This is a genomic window from Methylocystis parvus OBBP (assembly GCF_027571405.1).
Lineage (GTDB): Bacteria > Pseudomonadota > Alphaproteobacteria > Rhizobiales > Beijerinckiaceae > Methylocystis > Methylocystis parva.
The window spans coordinates 2,636,312-2,657,198 of the sequence record NZ_CP092968.1; the positions used below are offsets into that span (position 1 = coordinate 2,636,312).

Here is a 20,887-nt window from a genome sequence, read left to right on the forward strand (position 1 = left end):
TTACGCCCGCGCGAATTCGTCGTTGAGAAAGCCCAGAACCTCCGCAGGCTCGACGGACTTTGCGATGAAGGCTTCGCCGACGCCCCGCATGAGGATGAAGGTGAGCGCGCCGCCCTCGACTTTCTTGTCCTGATACATCGCGCTGACAATGGCGTGAACGTCCTCGTCCCAGCCTGGAATCTGCCGGATCTCGGTCGGCAGGCCGACGCTCGCGAGATGCCGCGCGACGCGGCGCGCGTCCTCCTGCGCGCACAGGCCCAGACGCGCGGAAAAGCGCGCCGCGCAGGCCATGCCGATCGCGACTCCTTCTCCATGCACGAGACGCTCGCTGTCGTAATGGGTCAGCAGTTCGAAAGCATGGCCGAACGTATGGCCAAGATTGAGAAGCGCGCGATCGCCCTGCTCCGTCTCGTCGCGCGCGACGATCGTCGCCTTGGTCTCGCAGCTTACCGCCACGGCGCAAATCTGCTCGGCGCGGCTATGGAAGACCGCGTCGGCGTCCGCCTCGAGCCATTCGAAGAAGCGCTTGTCGCCGATAAGGCCGTATTTCACGACTTCGGCGTAGCCCGCCCGAAATTCGCGCAAGGAAAGCGTGCGCAGCACGTCCACGTCGGCCAGCACCAGCGACGGCTGGTGAAATGCGCCGATGAGATTCTTGCCATAGGCCGAATTGACGCCCGTCTTGCCGCCGACGGAAGAGTCGACCTGGGAGAGAAGCGTCGTCGGTATCTGCACGAAGCGCGAACCGCGCCGCAGGCTCGCGGCGACATAGCCGGCAAGATCGCCGACGACGCCGCCGCCAAAGGCGACGATGAGATCGCGCCGCTCGATCTTGGCGGCCAGCGCCTCGTCGCAGACGCGTCCGAAAGTCGCGAGCGACTTCGAGCCTTCGCCAGGCTTCACCACAATCGTTGAATAACGAACGCCGGCCTTTTTCAGGCTGTCCTCCAGCGCCGGCAGATGCAGGCGCGCGACATTCTCGTCGGTGACGACGGCGCAGGCCGCGCCGGGCGCGATCCTCTTGATGCGCTCGCCCGCCTCTTCGACGAGATGGGAGCCGATGAGGATGTCGTAGGCGCGCCCCCCGAGAGCGACATGCACGGTTTCGCGATGCGTCGCGCCCTGCTCCGCCTGCGCACGCCCGGGATGAAGATGAGTCATGGCTTTCGTAAAATCCTTTTTCTGCGCCGCGCGGCGCATGGCGTCGATGCGGGGCAATTCGGCGGCGAGCGCGCCGAGCGTCTCCTCGACCATCACATCCTGCGGCTCGTCGCGCGACTCGACCCGTATGTCGGAAAGTTCATAAACGGGGCGGCGCGTCTCCAGGAGCTGTCGCAGCGTCTCTTCGGGATCGTCGGTATGAAGCAGCGGCCGATCGTTCTTGCGCCGCACGCGCTTCATGAGCGTCTTGAGATCGGCGTCGAGCCAAATGGAGACGGCGCGTTCCCCGATCCGTTCGCGCGTGCGCGGGTCCATGAAGGCGCCGCCGCCCGTGGCGAGCACGATCTGCCCGCAATTGAGAAGCCGCATGATCACGCGGCGCTCGCCGTCGCGGAAATAGCGCTCGCCATATTTGGCGAAGATCTCGGGGATGGTCATCCCCGCCGCCGCTGCGACGATCTCCGCGTCGGCGTCGACGAAGGGCAGGCCGAGACGGGCGGCGAGGCGCTGGCCGATGGCGCTTTTCCCCGAACCCATCATGCCGACGAAAACGAGCGCCCGCCCGCCGAGCCCCGCGCGAATGGCGGCGACGCGCTCGTCTGCGCCGGCGGGAACAGGCGCCGGCGGCGCGCCAAGTGGTTGCGGTCGTGTCATGGACGGCAATCTATACTGAGGCGGTCGCGAATTCAGCCCCTCTCCGCGGCGCGGGCGAGAAAGGCGGCCATGAAGGCGGGCAGGCGCGCATCGTCATGAGCGCCCGGCTGCAACATATGCACGTCGCACAGCTCCGGCTCCGCCTCCCGGGCCAGAAAATCGCGAACGCGCGCACGCAGCGCCGCCGCCGTGTCCGGCCAGTCGATCACCTTGATGCAGGCGACGCGCTGTCCGTCGAAAATGACCGTCCATTCCCGGGCGGCCGCCCCTTCCCCGGCGGGAAGGCCGGCTTCTTCGCCAAGTTCTCGGGCCAGACTGCCCGGCAGATCCACGATCCCGCCCGCAATCACGTCACTGGGGTCGGGGGTTCCGCCCGGAAAATATCGCTGGCCCGCGGCCGAATGGGCGGGCCCCATCTCCCCGACGAGAAACGAGCCGTCGCTGGCGCGCACAGCAGGCATGGCGAAGCAATTGAAGACGCTCCGATCGGGCCAGCCGAGATCGCGCCAGCCGAGGAAGCGGGAGAAGCGGGTCTCGAAAGCGTCGAGCGACAGAACGCGCTGTCCGGCCTCCATGCCGATTTCCGCGCGGCAGGCGAGCAGGACGGGTCCGTCGAAAAGCGTGGGATTGCGTTCGACGCGCGCCGCCCAGTTCCGGTCGAGCGTCGCGGCTTCCGCTTCGGCAAAGGCCCAGCGATGGGGAACGAGGCGGCAGTCGAGCCGGTCGACCTCGACGATGCTCGGTTCAACGCTCACTTATAGCAGCCTTCCTTCCGCCACGCGCACGGCCTGTCCGCCAATGGCGACGCGCGCTAGCGCTCCCTTCTCGACCGTCATGCGCAGCGTGATGCGCGACGGCCGTCCCATCGCGTAGCCTTGTTCGATGAACAATTCATGCTCCCCGTCCTCGGGGCGCTCGAAACGCGCCGCCACGGCCGCGAAGGCCGCCGCCGCCGAACCCGTGGCCGGATCTTCGTCTATGCCGAGTCCATGCGCCAGCATTCGGGCGTAGATCGCGCTCTCCGGCGCGACCGTCTCCCGCGTATAAAGATAGACGCCGGCCGCGCGCCCGATGACGGCCGAAAATCGCGACGAGGGGCGCGCCCGGTCCAGCACGGCGCGCGAGACGATTGGCGCATAGACGAAAGCGGGGCCGGCGGCGTGGATGGCGGGGGCATGTTCGCCAAAGCCGATGTCGCCCGGCGCGAGAGAAAGGGCCTCGGCGAGCGTCTCCGGGGACGGCGCGCCCTCCAGCGTCTCGGGCGTCGTCGGCAGCGTCAGCTCGGCATAGGTGACGCCGCTGCGGCTCCTCAACGCCTCGCAGCGTATGACGCCGAGGGCGCATTCGAGCGCGACGGCGACGCCATGTCTGGACAAGAGGTCGCCCGCACGCGTCTCCGCCAGCAAGATGGCGGCGCCGACCGTCGGGTGGCCCGCGAATGGGAGCTCGGCGGCGGGCGTGAAAATCCGCAGGCGCGCGCTGTGCGCGGGATCGCGCGGCTCCAGCAGAAAGACCGTTTCGCTCAAATTGAATTCGCGAGCGATGGCCTGCATTTCCAGGGCGCTCAAGCCGTCGGCGTCCTCCACCGCCGCGAGGGGGTTTCCCGCGAAGGGGCGGTCGGTGAAGACGTCGAGAAGATGGTATGAGAGCGTCGTCACGGCGCTGCGTCAGTCCTGCATTTGCAGGAGCGCGACGCTGTCCCGGAACTCGACGAGTTCGACGATCAGCCCGTGCTCGAAGCGCACGAAATCCGCAAGCTCCACAATGCCGCGCCGGCCCGTTCCGCGATGCCGCCATTCGACGGTGCGGCGAGTGGCGACCGCGCCGTCTTCAATCACCATCTCCGGCGTCGCGCTGCCCACCTGCTCGAAATCGACGGCGATCGAACGGACGATATGCGCCAGCGCCTCTATCCCGCGATGACGCCCCGCATAAGAAATCGCCGACCGCTTTCCGACGAATTCGCAGATGACGTCGGGCGCGCAATATCGCTGGAAGAGCGCGACGTCCGGGCCCTGCTGCGAGAAGCTGCCAATATCCATCATGCGCCGCGCCATCTCGTCCCGGCTCAGGCCCGGAGGGGGCGGGCGCAACAATTCATCGAAACTTCGAGGCGCCTCTTGCGCCGAGCGATAGGTCGCGTGATGATCGAGAAATTCGTGCATCTCCGCGACCCGGCCTTTTCGCCAGCGCAGAAAATGCGCCATGTCCATACAGTGGAGCTGACCCGTCGCGCGCCGTCGCCAATTGCTCGTCCAGCGAAAGGCGGCGCGATCGCCCTCCACGACGACGTCCTTCACCTCGGCGTCGAGCGGCTCATATTCGATATCGGTGCGCCTGATATTGTCGCGAAGCGCTTCCTGGCCGCGCCAGTGCCCCGCGGGAAACTGGCCGACCTTGGCGCAATTATAGTTCAGCTCGACATCCTCGACGAAAAGCTTCAGCAGCGCCCGAATGTCGCCAGACATTCTGATTTTGACGAGCTCATGAACCAATCGACGAATGTCATTTTCGGCGGCCCGACTCGGCCCCCCGCCCAAACCATGCATCCTTGACCGCCCCGCAGCGTGTGTCCCCAGAAGCCCCGTTATAGGGACGGGCCGCCTCCGGAATCGGCACGGAGACACTCTGGCGCTCTTCTGAGCGATATTATCGCCGGTTCATACGCCTCTTGTCGACACGCTTATTCGCGCAGCGCAACGGCCACGCTTTCACTTGTCCTAGAAAGACAAATATTTTCAGACAGATGATCAGTCGCCCATCATCGCTAGCGACAAGGTGTCGCGAAATTCGAGAAATTCGACGATCAGGCCGTCCTCGAATCGAACGAAGTCCTCAAGCTCCGAAACGCCGACGCGCCCGGTGCCGCGATGGCGCCAATGCACCCGGCGCCGGCCCGCTACGCGCTGATCTTCGATCAGCATCTCCGCCACTTCGAAATTGCGCTGCTCGAAGTCGACATTGATGGCGCGGATGATGCCGAGCATCGCTTCCACGCCGATATGGCGGCCGGCATAGGGCAGCCGCGCGCGGTCGCCGACAAATTCGCAGACAATGTTCGGAGAACACCATTCGCGCAGCAGATTGGGATCGTAACCCTGGTCGTGGCCGACGAGACGCTGCGCGCGCGTTTCCATTTCCTCACGGCTGAGTTGCGGCGCGACGGGCGTGAGGAGGCGCTCGAGGCTCGGTATGGCGGCGTAAGGAGACGCGGCCTTGCACTGGGCGTCGAAGAATTCATGCATCTCGACGACGAGCTTGTTGTCCCAGCGCAGGAAATGGGCGGCGTCGATCGGATAGATCTTGCTCGTCGCGTGCCGGCGCCAATTGCCGCGCCAGCGCACGGCCGCCCGGTCGTTATCGACGAGAATGTCGAGGATCTCGTGGTCGAGCGGGAAATAGTTTTCGTCGGTGCGGCGAAAGAGGTCGCGCACCGCGGGAGCGCCGGACCAGACGTCAGGGCCGATGATCCCTTCCCGCCAGGCGTTGCAATTCACGACCACTTTCGGGTCGACATAGGTTTCGAAGAGGTCGTAGCGCCGGCGCATCCGGCATTCGAGCATTTCGGCGATGAGGCGGCGCTTATCCACAGCGGTCAGCCCAACCGTGCGGTCGCCCCCACCCTGCATCGCTCCATCCCCCCATGCGCTTAAAGCGGACGCGCGGCCCCGCCCGGCCCCGCGCCGCCCGAGATTCAAAACTCAGTTGCGTTCCTTGTCCACGAGCTTGTTCTTGCCGATCCAAGGCATCATCGCCCGCAGGCGGGCGCCCACTTCTTCGATCGGATGCGCGGCGTTGCGCGCGCGCGTCGCCTTGAAGGAGGTCTGATTGACCTTGTTCTCCAGCATCCAGTCGCGGGTGAATTTGCCCGATTGAATATCCTCCAGAACGCGCTTCATCTCGGCCTTGGCGGCCGGGGTGATGATGCGCGGACCGGTCACATATTCTCCGTATTCGGCTGTGTTGGAAACCGAATAGTTCATGTTGGCGATGCCGCCCTCATAGATGAGGTCGACGATGAGCTTCACCTCGTGCAGGCACTCGAAATAGGCCATTTCCGGCGCGTAGCCGGCTTCCACCAGCGTCTCGAAGCCGTTGCGGATGAGCTCCACGAGGCCGCCGCAGAGCACGACCTGCTCGCCGAAAAGGTCGGTCTCGCATTCCTCGCGGAAAGTGGTCTCGATGACGCCCGCCCGGCCGCCGCCGATCGCCGAAGCGTAGGAGAGCGCGATGTCCTTGGCGTTGCCAGAGGCGTCCTGATGGACCGCGACGAGACAGGGCACGCCGCCGCCCTTGAGATATTCGCCGCGAACCGTGTGGCCGGGGCCCTTGGGGGCGACCATCATCACGTCGAGATCCTTGCGCGGCTCGATCAGATTGAAGTGGATGTTGAGGCCGTGCGCGAAGAAAAGCGCCGCGCCCTGTTTGAGGTTCGGGGCCAGCTCATTGGCGTAGATCTCGCCCTGCAGCTCGTCGGGCGTCAGCATCATGACGACGTCGGCCCATTTGGCGGCCTCCGGAACGGTCATCACCTTGAGGCCCGCGCCCTCGGCCTTGGCGGCGGAGGCGGAGCCGGAACGCAGGCCGACCGCGACTTCCGGAACGCCGGATTCCTTGAGATTCAGGGCATGCGCGAAACCCTGGCTGCCATAGCCGATAATGGCGACCTTCTTGCCTTTGATCAAATTGATGTCGGCGTCCCGATCGTAGTAAACGCGCATTTCCTGTCGTTCCCTGATTGTCTGGTGTTTTGGCGGATGACGGGACCGCCCGGCGTAACGTCATGAATTTCGCGCGCCCTTTTACGCGGCGCCGTCGCCAAGGTCAAAGGCCGCCTTGGTTTGGCGGCCTTTATTTCCCGCTCGACAGGAAAATCTCAATGTTTTGCGACTACCGGCGCAGGGGGCGCCGGCGCAATTCGCGGGGGCGCCGCCTTTGCGAAAGGCGCCCAGGGCTTCGTCAGATCGGGTCCGGACCGCGTGAAATGGCGGCGACGCCGGTACGCGAGACTTCCACGAGGCCGATGGGACGCATGAGGTCGACGAATTCGTCGATCTTGTCGGGGCGTCCCGTGAGCTCGAAGATGAAGCTCTCCGTGGTGGCGTCGACCACCCTCGCGCGGAAAGCCTCGGCAAGCTGCAGCGCGTCATTGCGATTGTCGCCGCGTCCGCGCACCTTGACCATCGCGAGCTCGCGCTCCAGCGAACGCTTGGCGATTGTGAGATCCGTCACCTGACGCACCGGCACGATGCGTTCGAGCTGATGATGGATCTGCTCGATCGTCTCCGGCGCGCCCGAGGTGACGATGGTGATGCGCGAACGATGCTCCGCATGGGCCACCTCGGCGACTGTCAGGCTCTCGATATTATAGCCGCGCCCCGAGAAGAGGCCGACGACCCGTGCGAGGACGCCCGGCTCGTTGTCGACGAGAACCGAAAGCGTATGCGACTCGACCTTCGAGTCGCGCGTCGAAGCGGAATAGGGAGAGGGCGGCGTAGCGGGAGCGTTCATTAGTGTCCTCGGCAGTCGGCAGATCGGCAGATCGGCAGTCGACGCAGCTTTTTCGACTGCCGACTGCCGAAACCCGACTGCCCTAAACCAGCATCTTGCCCTTTTCGTCGATGATCGCGCCGATGTCGACGCCCGCGTCGTCCGAAAGATCGGCGAGCAGCATGTCGTTATGCGCCTTGCCCGAGGGGATCATCGGGAAGCAGTTTTCGCTCTTCTCGACGAGGCAGTCGAAGATCACCGGGCCGTCATAATCGAGCATTTCCTGGATCGCCGCGTCGAGATCCTTCGGGTCCGAGCAGCGAATGCCCTTGGCGCCGAAGGCCTCCGCGAGCTTCACGAAATCGGGCAGCGCCTCGGAATAGCTGTGCGAATAGCGCCCGCCATGCAGCAATTCCTGCCACTGGCGCACCATGCCCATATATTCGTTGTTGAGGATAAAAATCTTCACCGGCAGGCGATACTGGATCGCCGTCGACATTTCCTGAATATTCATCAGGATCGAGGCTTCGCCCGCAATATCGATGACGAGCGCGCTCGGATGCGCGAGCTGCGCGCCGATCGCCGCCGGCAGGCCGTAGCCCATCGTGCCGAGCCCCCCGGACGTCATCCAGCGATTCGGCTCGTCGAAATGATAATGCTGCGCGGCCCACATCTGGTGCTGACCGACTTCCGTCGTGACGTAGGAGTCGCGATCCTTCGTCAGCGCGTAGAGGCGCTGCACGGCGAATTGCGGCTTGATCGTCGTGTCGGAGTTGCGGAAGGCGAGAGATTTCTTGCCGCGCCATTCCTCGATCTGCGCCCACCAATGGTCGAGCGGCTGCTTGTCGGCGTGCATCGCCTCGGCGCGCCATGTGCGCACCATAGCTTCGAGCACATGCGCGCAGTCGCCGACGATGGCGAGGTCGACCTTGACGTTCTTGTTGATCGAGGAGCGGTCGATGTCGATGTGGATTTTCTTCGAGCCCGGCGAAAAAGCGTCGAGACGGCCGGTGATGCGGTCGTCGAAGCGCGAACCGACGGCGATCATCAGATCGCAATCATGCATCGCGTTGTTCGCTTCATATGTGCCGTGCATGCCGAGCATGCCGAGCCAGTTCTGGCCTGAGCCCGGATAGGCGCCGAGCCCCATCAAGGTGGACGTGATGGGAAAGCCGGTGAGGCCGACAAGCTCGCGCAGCAGCGTCGAGGCCGACGGGCCCGAATTGATGACGCCCCCGCCCGTGTAGAAAATCGGACGCTTGGCGGCGGCCATCATCTTCACGGCTTCACGGATCGATTCCATATCGGCGTCGAGCCTGGGCTGATAGGTTTTGTGCGCCGCGCCCCGCGGCGGCGCGTAGACGCCGCGTGCGAATTGCACGTCTTTGGGAATGTCGATGACGACCGGGCCGGGACGCCCCGAGGTCGCGACATAAAAAGCCTCGTGCAGCACGCGCGGCAGGTCCGCGATGCTCTTCACAAGATAATTGTGCTTCGTGCAGTGGCGGGTGATGCCGACCGTGTCGCATTCCTGAAAGGCGTCGGAGCCGATGAGATGGGTCGGCACCTGGCCGGTGATGCAGACGAGCGGGATCGAATCCATCAGCGCGTCGGTGAGGCCGGTGATGGTGTTGGTCGCGCCGGGACCGGAGGTGACCAGCAGCACGCCCACCTTGCCGGAGGAGCGGGCGTAGCCCTCGGCGGCGTGCGCCGCCCCCTGCTCGTGGCGGACGAGGATGTGCTGCACCTTTTCCTGATGGAAGAGGACGTCATAGATCGGAAGGACCGCGCCGCCGGGATAGCCGAAGAGAATCTCGACGCCCTGATCCTTCAGGGCCTCGACCACCATTTCCGCGCCGGTCATTTCCTTCGACATGGTCAATTCCGTTTCTTCATTCTTGCGGGCAACAAAAAAGGCCCTGTCGGGCCTCGGGTCAAGCGCCATCGGCGGATTGCGGGCTACCCCCGCTCCGTCTCCGGCGCCAAATCTACTACGAGAAGACCGCGCATCGCGCCCCGCTACTTTGTTGACCCCGCAAGGTTAAGGGAGGCGCGGGGGAGAATCAAGGGACGAAGAAAGCAGGACTGAGGCGATCTGACGGATGCTGGGCATGAGCCAATCCCTTGCATGTTTGCCATGGCCCCGCGGAGCGGGTCGGGTGGGGTTTGCATGGGACTGAAGCGCACGGACCCCACCCGGCGGGCCGGTGCGGCCGCCGCCCTCCCCGTGAAGGGGAGGGATGAACTCGCGCCCGACATTGGCTCTCTCATCACGGTCGGCTCACGCTCCCTCCGCCTCCAGCGCCTTCCGCACGGCCGGGTCCGCCGCCATCATGTCATGATGCGCCCGCACATTGGGAAACTCCGTAAGCCCGTCATCGAGAAGTTTCTGCGCCCAGCGCTCCATGGGGAAGACATAGGCGTCGAGATAGCTGCGCTTGTCGCCGAGGAAGTAGCGCCGCCCCGTCAGATGCGCCTCGATCAGCGCGAATTTCTTGTGCGCCAGAACCTTCGCGGCCTCGCGAATGTCCTCGAAAGCCTCCTTCTCCCGCGCCCGCGTGTAGCGGTTCGGCAGAAAGAGCGGGAAAAAGGCGGGATGCAGATCGCCGGTGATGAAGAAACTCCAGCGGTCGGCCTCCGCCTGCTCGCGCTCGCCTCCCGCGACGTCGAGCCCGGCCTGCGGGAAGCGGCGCGCCAGAAAGCGCAGGATCGCGGCGTCTTGCGTCAGGACCCAGCCTTCGCCGTCATCGAGCGCCGGAACCGCCCCGGCCGGATTGACCTTCAGATAATCCTTGTCGCCAAATTCGACTTCCCTGGTCGCGTAAGGCGCGCCGATCCATTCGAGCGCGATATGAGCGGCGAGCGAGCAGGCGCCGGGGTGGTAATAGAGCGTAAGCATGGCAGGGCTCCCTTGGCGGACGCCCCGCAACAATTAGGGGGCGCGCGGAGCCGTTCCGCCGAAAGCGCGGCCTCGCTGGCCGCAGAATACGATCAGCTCATTGTTTCGCCAGAAAAAGATTCGGAAACGAAGCAGAGATTCCGCAGCGCAATATCGCCTGCATCCTGATGTAGATATGATTGAGCTCCGCCAACCCGCTGAGCGATCTTGAGGGAGAATGGCTTGTGAAGACGATGCTGGTCATCGCCTATTTGATGGGCGATCATGTCATCGACACAGAGACTCTGGACGCCGCCAATATGGAGGCGTGCAAAACCACAAAGGAGCTCGCGCTGGCGGCCAATACGCCGATAACGACGCGCTACGGCTCCAACGTGAAAATCTCCGCCGAGTGCAAACAGGTCGCAAGCGCGGCTGAACGGAAAATGTAACGCCCGGCGAAACCGGCCGAGCGGCCGGTTCATGCAAGGCGCCAGCTCCGCCCGGGCGGGCTTTTGCAGCCGGGATTTGTCCCGCCCGGAAAAAGATCCTTCATCGAGAAACGAGCGCGCGGCGCAAAATGAAACTCAGCAGCAGGCTTCGGACGCATCAGTGGAAGGCGAGTTCGCTGTCGCCGGGCGATCATGGTTGGGAATATTGCGACGACCCGATAAAGGCGGCGGATTTGCTGGACGAATGCGAAGCGGCCATTCGGGACGTCGCGGCCTTCGCCGAGAAGTCGGAGACGAGCGGCGACGCCGTCTTTCCGCAAGGCGTCCTCGCGGGCGCGCGCGCCGCGCTTGCGAAGCTGCTCGGACGCCCGATCGAAAGCGACGTTACGGCGGTCTACGTCCGGGAGGACAATAGGAGCCGGGCGCTGCCCCTGGATGTCGACGCCGCGATCGACATTATTCGGGAAGAATTCATCGCCGGTCATACGCACGGAACGCTTTGCGCAACGGACGCCGCCGCGAATGAGGTCGCCGCGCCCCTCCATGCCGAGACCGGGAAGGATTGGATGACTTTCGAGGTTGCGGCCAGAAACTGGCTCGTCGACGTCCGAGACGCGGCTCTGCGTAAAACGCCGCGGACCTAACATCAGGAATGAGAGGCGCCGGTCGGATCGCGCCGGGGCTGCGCCGCCGCCTTCTCCACAGCCGCCGCCATCACTCCCTGCACGGCCCCTTCCAGCACCATCGCCGGATCGGCTGTTTTCGCGGGGTCGAAATGGCCGGAGATCGTCAACATCGCGACGCCATGGGCGAGCGCCCATATCTGCAGCGCCACATGCCGCGCGCCCTGGGCTGGCGCGCCCGCCTGTTGCAGCCAGGCGACCACGGCGCGCCACAGAATTTCCAGCGCATGGTCGGCCGCGCCGCCAGCGCCTGGATCGGCAAGAGTGGCGGCCTGGCCGAACATGGCGGCGTAGAGGCCCGGCTCCTCGCGGGCGAATTTGAGATAAGCGGCGCACATCGCGCCCATGGCGGCCTTGGCCTCGGGCCGGCCCTCGTCCCAGGCCGTCTCTATCCGAGCGCCGAATGTTTCAAAACCCTGCCGCGCGATCTCGGCCAGCAACGCGTCGCGTCCGGAGAAATGCCGGTAGGGGGCGGCCGCGGTGACGCCGGCGCGGCGGGCGGCCTCGGTCAAAGTGAGGGCCGAAGGGCCGCCCTCAGCCAGAATTTCGATTCCCGCGTCGACCAGCGCCTGCTTGAGCGAACCGTGATGATAGCGGCGTTTTACGTGCATCGGGTTCGCTCAGGACGCGCTGCGTTCATTCACACCGCCGGGCGTGAGCTCATCCCTCCCCTTTACGGGGAGGGTGGACCAGCGAAGCTGGGCCGGGTGGGGTATAGCCCCCACCATGGTCGTCGCTGCGCGAACCCCACCCGGCGGTCTTCGACCGCCGACCTCCCCGTAAAGGGGAGGTATTGGGATCAGCCTCGCAAGACAGTCGTTGTCAACCCGCGAGCTTCGCCATCAGCGCGTCGGAAATCTCGAAGTTGGCGTAGACGTTCTGCACGTCGTCATTATCCTCGAGCGCACCCACGAGCTTGACGATTTTCTCGCCCGCCTCATCGTCGACCTTGATCGTGTTCTGCGGCCGCCAGACGAGCGCCGCCTTTTTCGGCTCGCCGAGCTTCTCTTCCAGCGCCTTGGCCACGTCGCGCAGGGTCTCGAGCGATGTGATGATTTCGTGGCTCTCATCGGTCGAGGATACGTCGTCGGCGCCCGCCTCGATCGCGGCCTCCATCATCGCGTCCTCGGACGCGACCTTCTTGTCGAATTCGATGAAGCCGACCCGGTCGAACATGAAGGAAACGGCGCCCGTCTCGGCGAGCGCCCCGCCCGCCTTGGTGAAATAGGACCGCACCTCGCCCGCCGTACGATTGCGATTGTCGGTCAGCGCCTCGATGATGACGGCGACGCCGCCCGGCGCGTAGCCCTCGTAGCGCACCTCGTCGTAATTCTCCGAATCGGCGCCCGCGGCCTTCTTGATCGCGCGGTCTATATTGTCTTTCGGCATGTTCTCGGCCTTGGCGGCGAGAATCGCGGCGCGCAGCCGGGCGTTCATGTTGGGGTCGGGAAGGCCCGCCTTGGCGGCGACGGTGATTTCGCGGGCGAGCTTGGAGAAGAGCTTGGAGCGGATCGCGTCCTGCTTGCCCTTCTTGTGCATAATATTCTTGAACTGACTATGCCCGGCCATCGTCCTTCGCCCTTAAGTCCTCTTGTCAATGCCATTAGCGGCGTCGGGGCCGTCTATACCCTTCGGCGAGGCGGAAATAAAGAAAGGCGCTTTTCATGAGCCGCGAGGAGGAAGGCGCGAGCCGGGAGCCGAACCCGCCGAACCCCGTGCTCAGGGCGGAGCCTCTGCCCGAAGAGCGACCGAAACCCGCCCATGAGGACCCCGAGGCCGCGCAACGCGTCGCCGCGCTGCTGTCCAGCCCCGCCTATCGCGAGGCCGATTCGGACTTCGCGTTCCTCGATTCCGACGACGCGCGCGGCCCGCGGCTCGAGCTCGACTATCTGAAGGCCGAGCTGCTGTTGCGCCGGCACGGGATCACGGGCGGCGTCGTGGTCTTCGGTTCGACGCGCATCGTCGAACCCGCAACGGCGGCGGCGAGATTGGCCGAGGCGCGGGACGCCGCGCGCGTCCGCCCGGACGACGCCGAGGCCGCCCGTCGGCTGCGGATCGCCGAACGCGTCGCGCAGAAGGCGCCTTACTATCAGATCGCGCGCGATCTCGGCCGGATCGTCGGAGAGGCGGGCATGCGGCGCGAGGGCGGGCGTCTCGCCATTGTGACGGGGGGCGGCCCCGGGATCATGGAGGCGGCCAATCGCGGAGCTTTCGACGCCGGCGCGCCCAATGTCGGCCTCAATATCTCGCTGCGGCGCGAACAGTTCCCCAATCCCTACGTCACCCCCGAGCTTTGTTTCCGCTTCCACTATTTCGCGATGCGCAAGCTGCATTTCATGCTGCGCGCGCAGGCGCTGGTCGCCTTTCCGGGCGGTTACGGAACATTGGACGAACTGTTCGAGACGCTGACGCTCGCGCAAACCCGCGTCACCAAGCCCATGCCGATCGTCCTTGTCGGCGAAGCCTATTGGCGGCGGGTTTTCGATCCGGATTTTCTGGTCGAGGAGGGAGTCATCACACCGGAGGACCGGGGCCTGTTCTGGTACGCCGAAACGGCGGACGACATCTGGAACGGGATTTTGCGCTGGCGCGAAAAGGCCGGCGATCCATTGCTTTAATCGCATTATTCCCGGCTGCGTTCGCCGCGCCGCCGACAAACTTCAACGGCCGTCATTGTAACCGCGCATTTGCGCGCCTATCTGTCAGGCGCGCGCGGCGCAGCGCCGCCCGAGTTTCATAGGAGGTTTCTGCATGAGCTGGCTGAAGGCAATCGTTGGCGGCGCCATTGGCGCGGAAGCGCTCACCCTCATCAAGGGCTATGTGGAAAAAGAAGGCGGCCTCGACGCGGTGGTGAAGAAATTCGAGACCGGCGGTTATAAGAAGCAGGTCGAATCCTGGGTTTCCACGGGTCAGAATCAGGCGATCAGCGCCATCGAAGTCGGTCAGGCTCTCGGCATCGAGAAAATCAAGAAGCTGGCCGACGCGGCCGGCATCGATGTGAGCAAGGCTCGCGACCTGTTCGCCGAATATCTGCCGGTCGCGATCGACAAGGCGACGCCCGAGGGCAAGCTGCCGGCCCCCGTAAAGGACGAGTCCAAGAAGGCCTGAGCCTTTTCGCGGTAAGAAAAGGGTTTCGCCGCCGGGCAAACGCTTCCGGCGGCGTTTTCGCGCCCGGGCGTGGCCGTTTCGGCCCCGACTTGCCTCACGAGCGTCGATTCTTTAAGCCCTGTGGCCGGAAACCTCGATAGGATCGCATGATGACGAAGCGCGCGCTGGTGACGGGCGTCACGGGGCAGGACGGCGCCTACCTTTCGCAACTGCTGCTGGAAAAAGGCTATGAGGTCCACGGCGTCATCCGCCGCTCCTCGCATCGCGGGGTGGAGGATCATCGCCTCCGCTGGCTCGGCATTGGCGGCAAGGTGCATCTCCATGACGCGGATCTCGCCGATCTCTCCAGCCTGCTGCGCACGGTCAACGAGGTCAAGCCGGGCGAAATCTACAATCTCGCGGCCCAGTCCTTCGTCGCCTCATCCTGGCGCCAGCCCATTCTGACCGCCAATGTCACGGCCGTCGGCGTCGCCAATATGCTGGAGGCCATGCGGCTCGGCGCGCCGGATGCGCGCTTCTATCAGGCGTCGTCGTCGGAGATGTACGGCCTCATCCAGGAGCCGATGCAGGGCGAGAAGACGCCCTTTTATCCGCGTTCGCCTTACGCCGTCGCCAAGCTCTATGGTCACTGGATCACGGTCAATTACCGCGAAAGTTTCGGAATGCACGCCTCATCGGGCATTCTCTTCAACCATGAGAGCCCCCTGCGCGGGATCGAATTCGTCACCCGCAAGGTCACGCATGGGGTTGCGGCGATCAAGCTCGGCAAGGCGAATGAGCTGCGCCTCGGAAATATCGACGCCAAGCGCGACTGGGGCCACGCCAGGGATTATGTCCGCGCCATGTGGCTGATGCTTCAGCAGGAAAAGGCGGACGACTATGTCGTCGCGACCGGCGTCACCACAACGGTGCGGGACATGTGCCGGATCGCCTTCGACCATGCCGGCCTCGACATGGAGAAATATCTCGTGATCGACCCCGCTTTCTATCGTCCCGCGGAAGTCGACGTGCTGCTCGGCGACTCCAGCAAGGCGCGCAAGGCGCTCGGATGGGAGCCGGAGATCGATCTCGACCATATGATCCGCGAGATGGTCGACGCCGACCTCGCGCGCCTGCGGCGCGAGCCCTGATCTAAACGCGAAAAGGCGCGACGATGGCGGCCTATGAGCGGATCTTCCTGACGGGCGGCGCGGGCTTTGTGGGCTCTCATGTCGCGGCGGCGCTCGCGGCCGCCTATCCGGACGCTCGACGCGCCATCCTGCTGCGGCCCGGGGAAACAGGCGCAAACCCGGCCTTTACGCCCGTCGCCGGCGACCTTCTGGATGAGGTCGCAATCGAGAGGATCGTCGCCGAATTGCGGCCCGATCTCGTCGTGCATCTCGCCGGCCAGGCCTCGATCGGCCAGGCCGCCAAGGCGGCGGAAACGACGTGGCGCGTCAATTTCCACGGCGCCTTTTCGCTCGGCGCCGCCCTCGCCCGCCATGCGCCGCAGGCCGTCGTCCTCTTCTCCTCCACCGCCGCCGCCTATGGCGCGAGTTTTCGCGACGGCGCGCTCACCGAGGAGGCGGCGGTCAGGCCGATGGACGTCTACAGCCGTTCCAAGGTCGCGGCCGAAAGCGCGCTCGGCGACGTGATCGGCGAGGAGGCGCGGCTGATCGTGGCGCGGCCGGTCAATCATTCCGGCCCCGGCCAGAGAAGCCGCAATTTCGTTCTCGCCTCCTTCGCCGCTCAGATCGCCGCGATCGAGGCGGGCGAAGCGGAGCCGCGCATGAAGGTCGGCGACCTTTCCAAGGCGCGCGACTTTCTCGACGTGCGCGACGTGGTCGACGCCTATATGCGGCTGATCGCCCGGGCGCGCGACCTGCCCGAGCGCGTTTCAATCTTCAATATTGGCTCGGGCGAGGCCCGCACGATCGCCTCGCTCCTCGAGGAGATGCGGGCGCTCGCGCGCGTTCCCTTCGAGGTCGAGGTCGATCCGAAATTGCTGCGCCCTTCCGGGACGGACATCGCCAGCGTCGCCTGCGACGCGACGAAGCTGCGCAAGGCGACCGGGTGGAGGCCGCGTTTTTCCGCGAGGGACATGCTCGGCGCGCTGCTCGACGAATGGCGCGCGGCAGTCGCGAGCGGCCAGGCATGAACGACGACGACGCGTCGTCGAAGGATGCCGAACGCATCCGTCTGCTCGAATTCCAGCTCGATCATCTGCGCGCCGAGCTTTTGCATCTGACCCATGAGCGATACCGGCTGATCTATTCCGTCTCGGGCCGGATCTACAATTTTCTGAGGCCTTTCGAGCAGCGCCTTGCAGACGCCGGCGCGGCGGTCGCGGCGCGATTCCGGCCGCTTGCGGCGGAGACCGCGTCCCCCGCCGCGAGCGAGCCGGCCCATCGAGCGGTCTCGCCGCTGCCGGCGAAACGCCTGCTCATCGACGTGACGGGCACGGCGAAGCGCGACGCCGGCACGGGCATACAGCGCGTCGTGAAAGAGGTGGCGCGCGCCTGTCATGCGGGCGGCACCCTTGACCTCCCGGTCCTGGCCGTGCGTTGCGAGCAAGGCGAGCTCTACGCCGCGAACGCCTTCGTCGCCGCGCTCGGCGGGGCGCCAGGCGGTCCGGACGCCAAAGTCGCCATTGAGCCGGGCGACCGTTTCCTGATGCTCTCCGACAGCTGGAACGCCTTTGAAGAGCTGGCGCCGGTCTTCGCCCGCATTCGCGCGGAAGGCGGCGAGATCCTCACCTGCATATTCGATCTCATTCCGGAGCTCTATCCGCACGCCTGCCATGAAGTCACCGTGCCGCGCTATCGCGCCTGGCTGCGCAAGGCGCTGCTCGAAAGCGACGCCTTTCTGGCGATTTCCCGCACCGTGGCGGAGGAGCTTGCCGATTACGTCGCCGCGAGCGGCCTGCCGCATCGGCCGGGGCTGAAGATCGGCTGGTTCCAGTGCGGCGCCGATCTCGCCGTGCCCGCGACGCAAACGCCGCGCGGGAAAATCGCGGCGGCGGTCGCGGGCGGCGCGCCCGTCTTTCTGATGGTCGGGACGATCGAACCGCGCAAGGGCCATCGCGTCGCGCTCGACGCTTTCGACACGCTCTGGGCGGCGGGAAGCGATGCGCGCTTCGTCATCGTCGGGCGGCGCGGCTGGTTCGAAGAGGCGCTCGTCGCCGCGATCCGCGCCCATCCGCAATTCGGGGCGCGGCTCTTCTGGTTCGACGATGTGGAGGATGGGGAGCTTTCCTATCTCTACGACGCCGCGCGGGCGCTGATCCTGCCCTCTTATGCGGAAGGATTCGGGCTTCCCATCGTCGAGGCGGCGATGCGCGCGCGCCCGGCGATTTGCAGCGACCTGCCGGTCTTCCGCGAGGTCGGCCGCGACGGCGCGATCTATTTCCGGGTCAATGACGCCGGGGCGCTCGCCGAAGCGATCCGCTCGTTCCTGCAGGACGAAGCGGCCGTCGACCCGTCCTGCGCGCTCGGCGTCTCATGGGCGCAGGCCGCGCGGCGAATCGTCGAGGTCGTGGCCCGCGAGGATTGGCTGACGCGCCTGCCGTGACCCCCCCCCCCCCCCGCGCGGCGGCAAACCGGCCGCGCAGCCGCTTGTTTCCGGGACGCGCCAAGCATGCTAGAGAAGCGGCAATCGGTCGCGCGGCCTGGGGCGCTGGCATATCCCCGAGGAAGCGCGGCTTTTCGCTTATAACGCGGCCCGGCTAAAGGCGCCGCCGAAGGGGGATCGAACGTTCATGGCGCTCAATATTCCATTCGTCACCGACGAGACGCCCAAGACTTTGCTCAAGATGCTGAATCTGGAGGCGTCGCAGCTCTCGCTTCCCGAATCGCAGGAGCTGATGAAAGGGGCGCTCGGCGCCTATGTCGTGCTCCAGGCGGGCGCGCAATGGTTCAACAAATCGCTGCCTGTCAGCATTTTCTACGGCGTCGCCAGCGCAGCCGTGCTCTACGCCGCGACCTTCTATCTGCTGCGCTTCCTGAAGCAGGAGCAGAAATTCGTCAAAACGCTCTCGGCGATGGCGATCATGGGCGCCGCCGGCGCGCTGGCCTATATCGTCCTGCACATCATTGTCGGAATCGCTCTGCCGCCGCCCCTGCCGACCGATCGCCTCGCCCGCTTCCTGCTCTTTCCGATCATCGTCTGGCTCGCCTTCATGTACGCCTTTCTGCTGCGGCATGTGTCGCTGCGGCCGATTCCGGCCTTCGTGACGTCGGCGCTTTACGTCCTTGCGATCGAAGTGGTGCTCTCGGCCATCAAATTCTAGAAACCGGCCCGCCGATTGACGAAAACTGCAAAGGCGCCCGCCTCCGCGACGGGCGCCTTTTCCTTTTGCGCCGCAATCGCCTTCGCCCGAACACTGCTTTTCCCAGCGCGCATTTGAAAGAAAACGGAAACCATGCCGGCAGATTAAGCGCGCATTAAGTATAATCCCTCATTCTTCCTTCATTCCCGCGCCGCGCCTTCGCGCCCGGCCGGCGCCAGAGCCAAGGAAGAATGCAATGGTTCGCTTCAATTTGCGCGCTCGCGCGACGATCGTCACAGCGCTCTTTGGCGCGCTCTTCGCGCCCGCGACGCAAGCAGCGGACTTCCCCGCCATCGAACCGCCACCGGTCGAGGAAGGCCCGGTCGAATGGGGCTCCAACTGGTATCTGCGCGGCGATTTCGGCATTGCGGAGACTCATCCGACGGACCTCAACGGCGTCGCGCTCGCGAACAGGTTCCCAAACAACTGGTCGATCGGCCTCGGCGGCGGTTACAAGTTCAACAACTGGCTGCGTGGCGACGTCACCGTCGAATATCTGAACCTCTACGCGAAGAGCGGCGTGCGAACCGACATCATCCTGCCCTGCGAGATCGGCCTCTACTTGGACGCCACACAGCCCACCGGCGTCAGCAGCATCCCTTCGGCCTGTTCGCCCTGGATTCGCAACCGCACCGAATCCATGCTCAATATGGCCAACGCCTATCTTGACCTCGGCAATTGGTGGGGCATCACGCCCTATGTCGGCGCCGGCGTCGGCGTCAACGTCCTCTACCAACGCGCCGCCAACAACTGGTACATGTATAATGGCGTGCCCTATGCGGGCGTCACCTATACGGATCCGCGCAACGGCGCGACCTACATGGCCAATTGGGACACGAAATATGAAAGCACGTCCCTGCGGCTGGCCTACGCCTTCATGGGCGGCGTCTCCTACGACATCGACAATCACTGGAAGATCGACGTCGGCTATCGCTGGGCCAATCTCGGCTCGATCAGCGGCATCAATCGCTACAACCAGCCGATCACGACGAATTTGATCCAGCAATCCGTTCGCATGGGCTTCCGCTACATGATCGACTGATCTAGGCGCGCTCGCCCGGCGATGTTAAACAGCGAGCCGGCCGAGCCCTCGGGGCCCGGCCGGTTTTGCTTTTCGCGCCTTGCGCAAGCCCCGGATCGCTTCATGACTTCTCTCGATGTTCTCGGCATTGGCAACGCCATCGTCGACACGATTTCCCGCGCCGAGGACGACGTCCTCGTCGCCGCCGCCCTCGTCAAAGGCTCCATGGCGCTCGTGGACGAGGCGCGCGCCGACGAGCTCTACGAGCTGATGGGGCCGACCACGGTCATCTCCGGCGGCTCGGCCGCCAACACAATGGCGGGCGTCGCCGGACTCGGCGCCAAGGCCGGTTTCGTCGGCAAGGTGAAAGACGACGGGGGCGGACGGGAATTCACGCATGATATTCGCAAGGCCGGCGTCGTCTTCAACACGCCCGCCGCCGATGACGGCGCCGCCACAGCGCGCTGCCTGATCTTCGTCACGCCCGACGGCCAGCGCACGATGAACACGTTTCTCGGCGCCTGCCAGGCGCTGCGGCCCGACGACATAGACGAGGAGCAGGTCGCAGCGTCCAAGGTTCTCTATATGGAAGGCTATCTGTGGGACCCGCCGGGCGCCAAGCAGGCCTTTCTGCGCGCCGCCAAGGTCGCCCACGCCAACGGCCGCAAGGTCGCTCTGACCCTCTCCGACAGCTTCTGCGTCGGCCGCTATCGCGCCGAATTTCTATCGCTGATCCGCGACGGCGTCGTCGACATCCTGTTCGCCAATGAGAGCGAACTGCACGCGCTCTATGAGACCGCCGACTGGGATACGGCCGTCGCGGCGCTGCGCGCGGAGAAGAACCTTCTCGGCGTCGTGACGCGTTCGGAGAAGGGTTGCATCGTCGCGAACGGCGAGGCGCTGATTTCCGCCCCCGCCTTTCCGGTGGAGGCGGTCGTCGACACGACCGGCGCCGGCGACCTCTTCGCCGCGGGCTTCCTGACCGGCTACACCAAGGGTCTGCCGCATGAAAAGAGCGCCGCCCTCGGCGCGCTCGCCGCGGCGGAGATCATCTCGCATGTCGGCGCGCGCCCGCAAAAGGACCTGCTGCAGCTCGCCCGCGACAACGGCATTCTGGCCTGAACGATAAAAATC

Annotated in this window: 21 protein-coding genes; 10 read left to right on the forward strand and 11 right to left on the reverse strand. The window is 65.0% G+C overall.

Annotation, left to right across the window (positions count from 1 at the left end; all coding sequences use genetic code 11):
• From aroB to MMG94_RS12875, 9 genes are all read right to left on the reverse strand, one after another.
• A complete protein-coding gene (gene aroB / locus MMG94_RS12835; protein ID WP_016921040.1) occupies positions 1 to 1,815 on the reverse strand; it encodes a 3-dehydroquinate synthase in 1,815 nt (604 codons plus the stop codon).
• A gap of 32 nt (positions 1,816 to 1,847) precedes the next feature.
• The gene (locus MMG94_RS12840; RefSeq protein WP_016921039.1) at positions 1,848 to 2,570 is read right to left on the reverse strand and encodes a hypothetical protein; all 723 of its coding nucleotides are present in this window, start codon (positions 2,568 to 2,570) and stop codon (positions 1,848 to 1,850) included.
• On the reverse strand, positions 2,571 to 3,473 hold the full coding sequence (locus MMG94_RS12845) for a PhzF family phenazine biosynthesis protein (RefSeq protein ID WP_016921038.1): 903 nt from the start codon (positions 3,471 to 3,473) through the stop codon (positions 2,571 to 2,573).
• A 9-nt stretch (positions 3,474 to 3,482) separates the two neighbouring features.
• Positions 3,483 to 4,283, reverse strand: coding sequence for a nuclear transport factor 2 family protein (locus tag MMG94_RS12850; RefSeq protein WP_040579413.1), 801 nt, complete (start codon positions 4,281 to 4,283; stop codon positions 3,483 to 3,485).
• Between the two features lie 282 nt (positions 4,284 to 4,565).
• Positions 4,566 to 5,444: a nuclear transport factor 2 family protein gene (locus MMG94_RS12855; RefSeq protein ID WP_026016408.1), complete on the reverse strand. Its 879-nt coding sequence runs from the start codon at positions 5,442 to 5,444 to the stop codon at positions 4,566 to 4,568.
• A 72-nt stretch (positions 5,445 to 5,516) separates the two neighbouring features.
• The gene (ilvC, locus tag MMG94_RS12860) at positions 5,517 to 6,536 is read right to left on the reverse strand and encodes a ketol-acid reductoisomerase (protein ID WP_016921035.1); all 1,020 of its coding nucleotides are present in this window, start codon (positions 6,534 to 6,536) and stop codon (positions 5,517 to 5,519) included.
• Between the two features lie 238 nt (positions 6,537 to 6,774).
• Positions 6,775 to 7,326: an acetolactate synthase small subunit gene (ilvN, locus tag MMG94_RS12865; protein ID WP_016921034.1), complete on the reverse strand. Its 552-nt coding sequence runs from the start codon at positions 7,324 to 7,326 to the stop codon at positions 6,775 to 6,777.
• A gap of 82 nt (positions 7,327 to 7,408) precedes the next feature.
• Positions 7,409 to 9,181, reverse strand: coding sequence for an acetolactate synthase 3 large subunit (locus MMG94_RS12870; RefSeq protein WP_026016407.1), 1,773 nt, complete (start codon positions 9,179 to 9,181; stop codon positions 7,409 to 7,411).
• 405 nt (positions 9,182 to 9,586) lie between these two features.
• A complete protein-coding gene (locus tag MMG94_RS12875; protein WP_016921032.1) occupies positions 9,587 to 10,204 on the reverse strand; it encodes a glutathione S-transferase family protein in 618 nt (205 codons plus the stop codon).
• Between the two features lie 224 nt (positions 10,205 to 10,428).
• Here MMG94_RS12875 and MMG94_RS12880 point away from each other — a divergent pair, with 224 nt between their 5' ends.
• A complete protein-coding gene (locus MMG94_RS12880) occupies positions 10,429 to 10,635 on the forward strand; it encodes a hypothetical protein (RefSeq protein ID WP_154419743.1) in 207 nt (68 codons plus the stop codon).
• Between the two features lie 128 nt (positions 10,636 to 10,763).
• Entirely contained in the window at positions 10,764 to 11,279 is a 516-nt protein-coding gene (locus MMG94_RS12885; protein ID WP_016921030.1) for a hypothetical protein, read from the forward strand.
• Between the two features lie 2 nt (positions 11,280 to 11,281).
• Here MMG94_RS12885 and MMG94_RS12890 read toward each other — a convergent pair whose 3' ends face one another.
• Both MMG94_RS12890 and MMG94_RS12895 read right to left on the reverse strand, forming a co-directional pair.
• Positions 11,282 to 11,929: a TetR/AcrR family transcriptional regulator gene (locus tag MMG94_RS12890; RefSeq protein WP_016921029.1), complete on the reverse strand. Its 648-nt coding sequence runs from the start codon at positions 11,927 to 11,929 to the stop codon at positions 11,282 to 11,284.
• 211 nt (positions 11,930 to 12,140) lie between these two features.
• Entirely contained in the window at positions 12,141 to 12,887 is a 747-nt protein-coding gene (locus MMG94_RS12895; protein ID WP_016920088.1) for a YebC/PmpR family DNA-binding transcriptional regulator, read from the reverse strand.
• A 95-nt stretch (positions 12,888 to 12,982) separates the two neighbouring features.
• On the opposite strand from MMG94_RS12895, the gene MMG94_RS12900 reads away from it, so the two are divergent.
• The 8 genes from MMG94_RS12900 (at position 12,983) to MMG94_RS12935 (ending at position 20,875) form a co-directional block, all read left to right on the forward strand.
• Complete coding sequence (locus MMG94_RS12900; protein ID WP_016920089.1) at positions 12,983 to 13,936, forward strand: LOG family protein; 954 nt, start codon at positions 12,983 to 12,985, stop codon at positions 13,934 to 13,936.
• Positions 13,937 to 14,069: 133 nt separating this feature from the next.
• Positions 14,070 to 14,426 carry a YidB family protein gene (locus MMG94_RS12905; RefSeq protein ID WP_016920090.1) on the forward strand — a complete coding sequence of 119 codons (357 nt, stop codon included), beginning with the start codon at positions 14,070 to 14,072 and terminating at the stop codon, positions 14,424 to 14,426.
• A gap of 149 nt (positions 14,427 to 14,575) precedes the next feature.
• Positions 14,576 to 15,556 carry a GDP-mannose 4,6-dehydratase gene (gene gmd, locus MMG94_RS12910; protein ID WP_016920091.1) on the forward strand — a complete coding sequence of 327 codons (981 nt, stop codon included), beginning with the start codon at positions 14,576 to 14,578 and terminating at the stop codon, positions 15,554 to 15,556.
• Between the two features lie 23 nt (positions 15,557 to 15,579).
• A complete protein-coding gene (locus MMG94_RS12915) occupies positions 15,580 to 16,563 on the forward strand; it encodes an NAD-dependent epimerase/dehydratase family protein (RefSeq protein WP_016920092.1) in 984 nt (327 codons plus the stop codon).
• Positions 16,560 to 17,975: a glycosyltransferase family 4 protein gene (locus MMG94_RS12920; RefSeq protein ID WP_244415345.1), complete on the forward strand. Its 1,416-nt coding sequence runs from the start codon at positions 16,560 to 16,562 to the stop codon at positions 17,973 to 17,975. The genes MMG94_RS12915 and MMG94_RS12920 overlap by 4 nt, the downstream gene beginning before the upstream one ends.
• 187 nt (positions 17,976 to 18,162) lie before the next feature.
• The gene (locus MMG94_RS12925; RefSeq protein WP_016920094.1) at positions 18,163 to 18,693 is read left to right on the forward strand and encodes a hypothetical protein; all 531 of its coding nucleotides are present in this window, start codon (positions 18,163 to 18,165) and stop codon (positions 18,691 to 18,693) included.
• Positions 18,694 to 18,928: 235 nt separating this feature from the next.
• Positions 18,929 to 19,774, forward strand: a complete 846-nt coding sequence (locus MMG94_RS12930; protein ID WP_016920096.1) for an outer membrane protein — start codon at positions 18,929 to 18,931, stop codon at positions 19,772 to 19,774.
• 102 nt (positions 19,775 to 19,876) lie between these two features.
• A complete protein-coding gene (locus MMG94_RS12935; RefSeq protein WP_026016268.1) occupies positions 19,877 to 20,875 on the forward strand; it encodes an adenosine kinase in 999 nt (332 codons plus the stop codon).
• Positions 20,876 to 20,887: the final 12 nt, after the last annotated feature.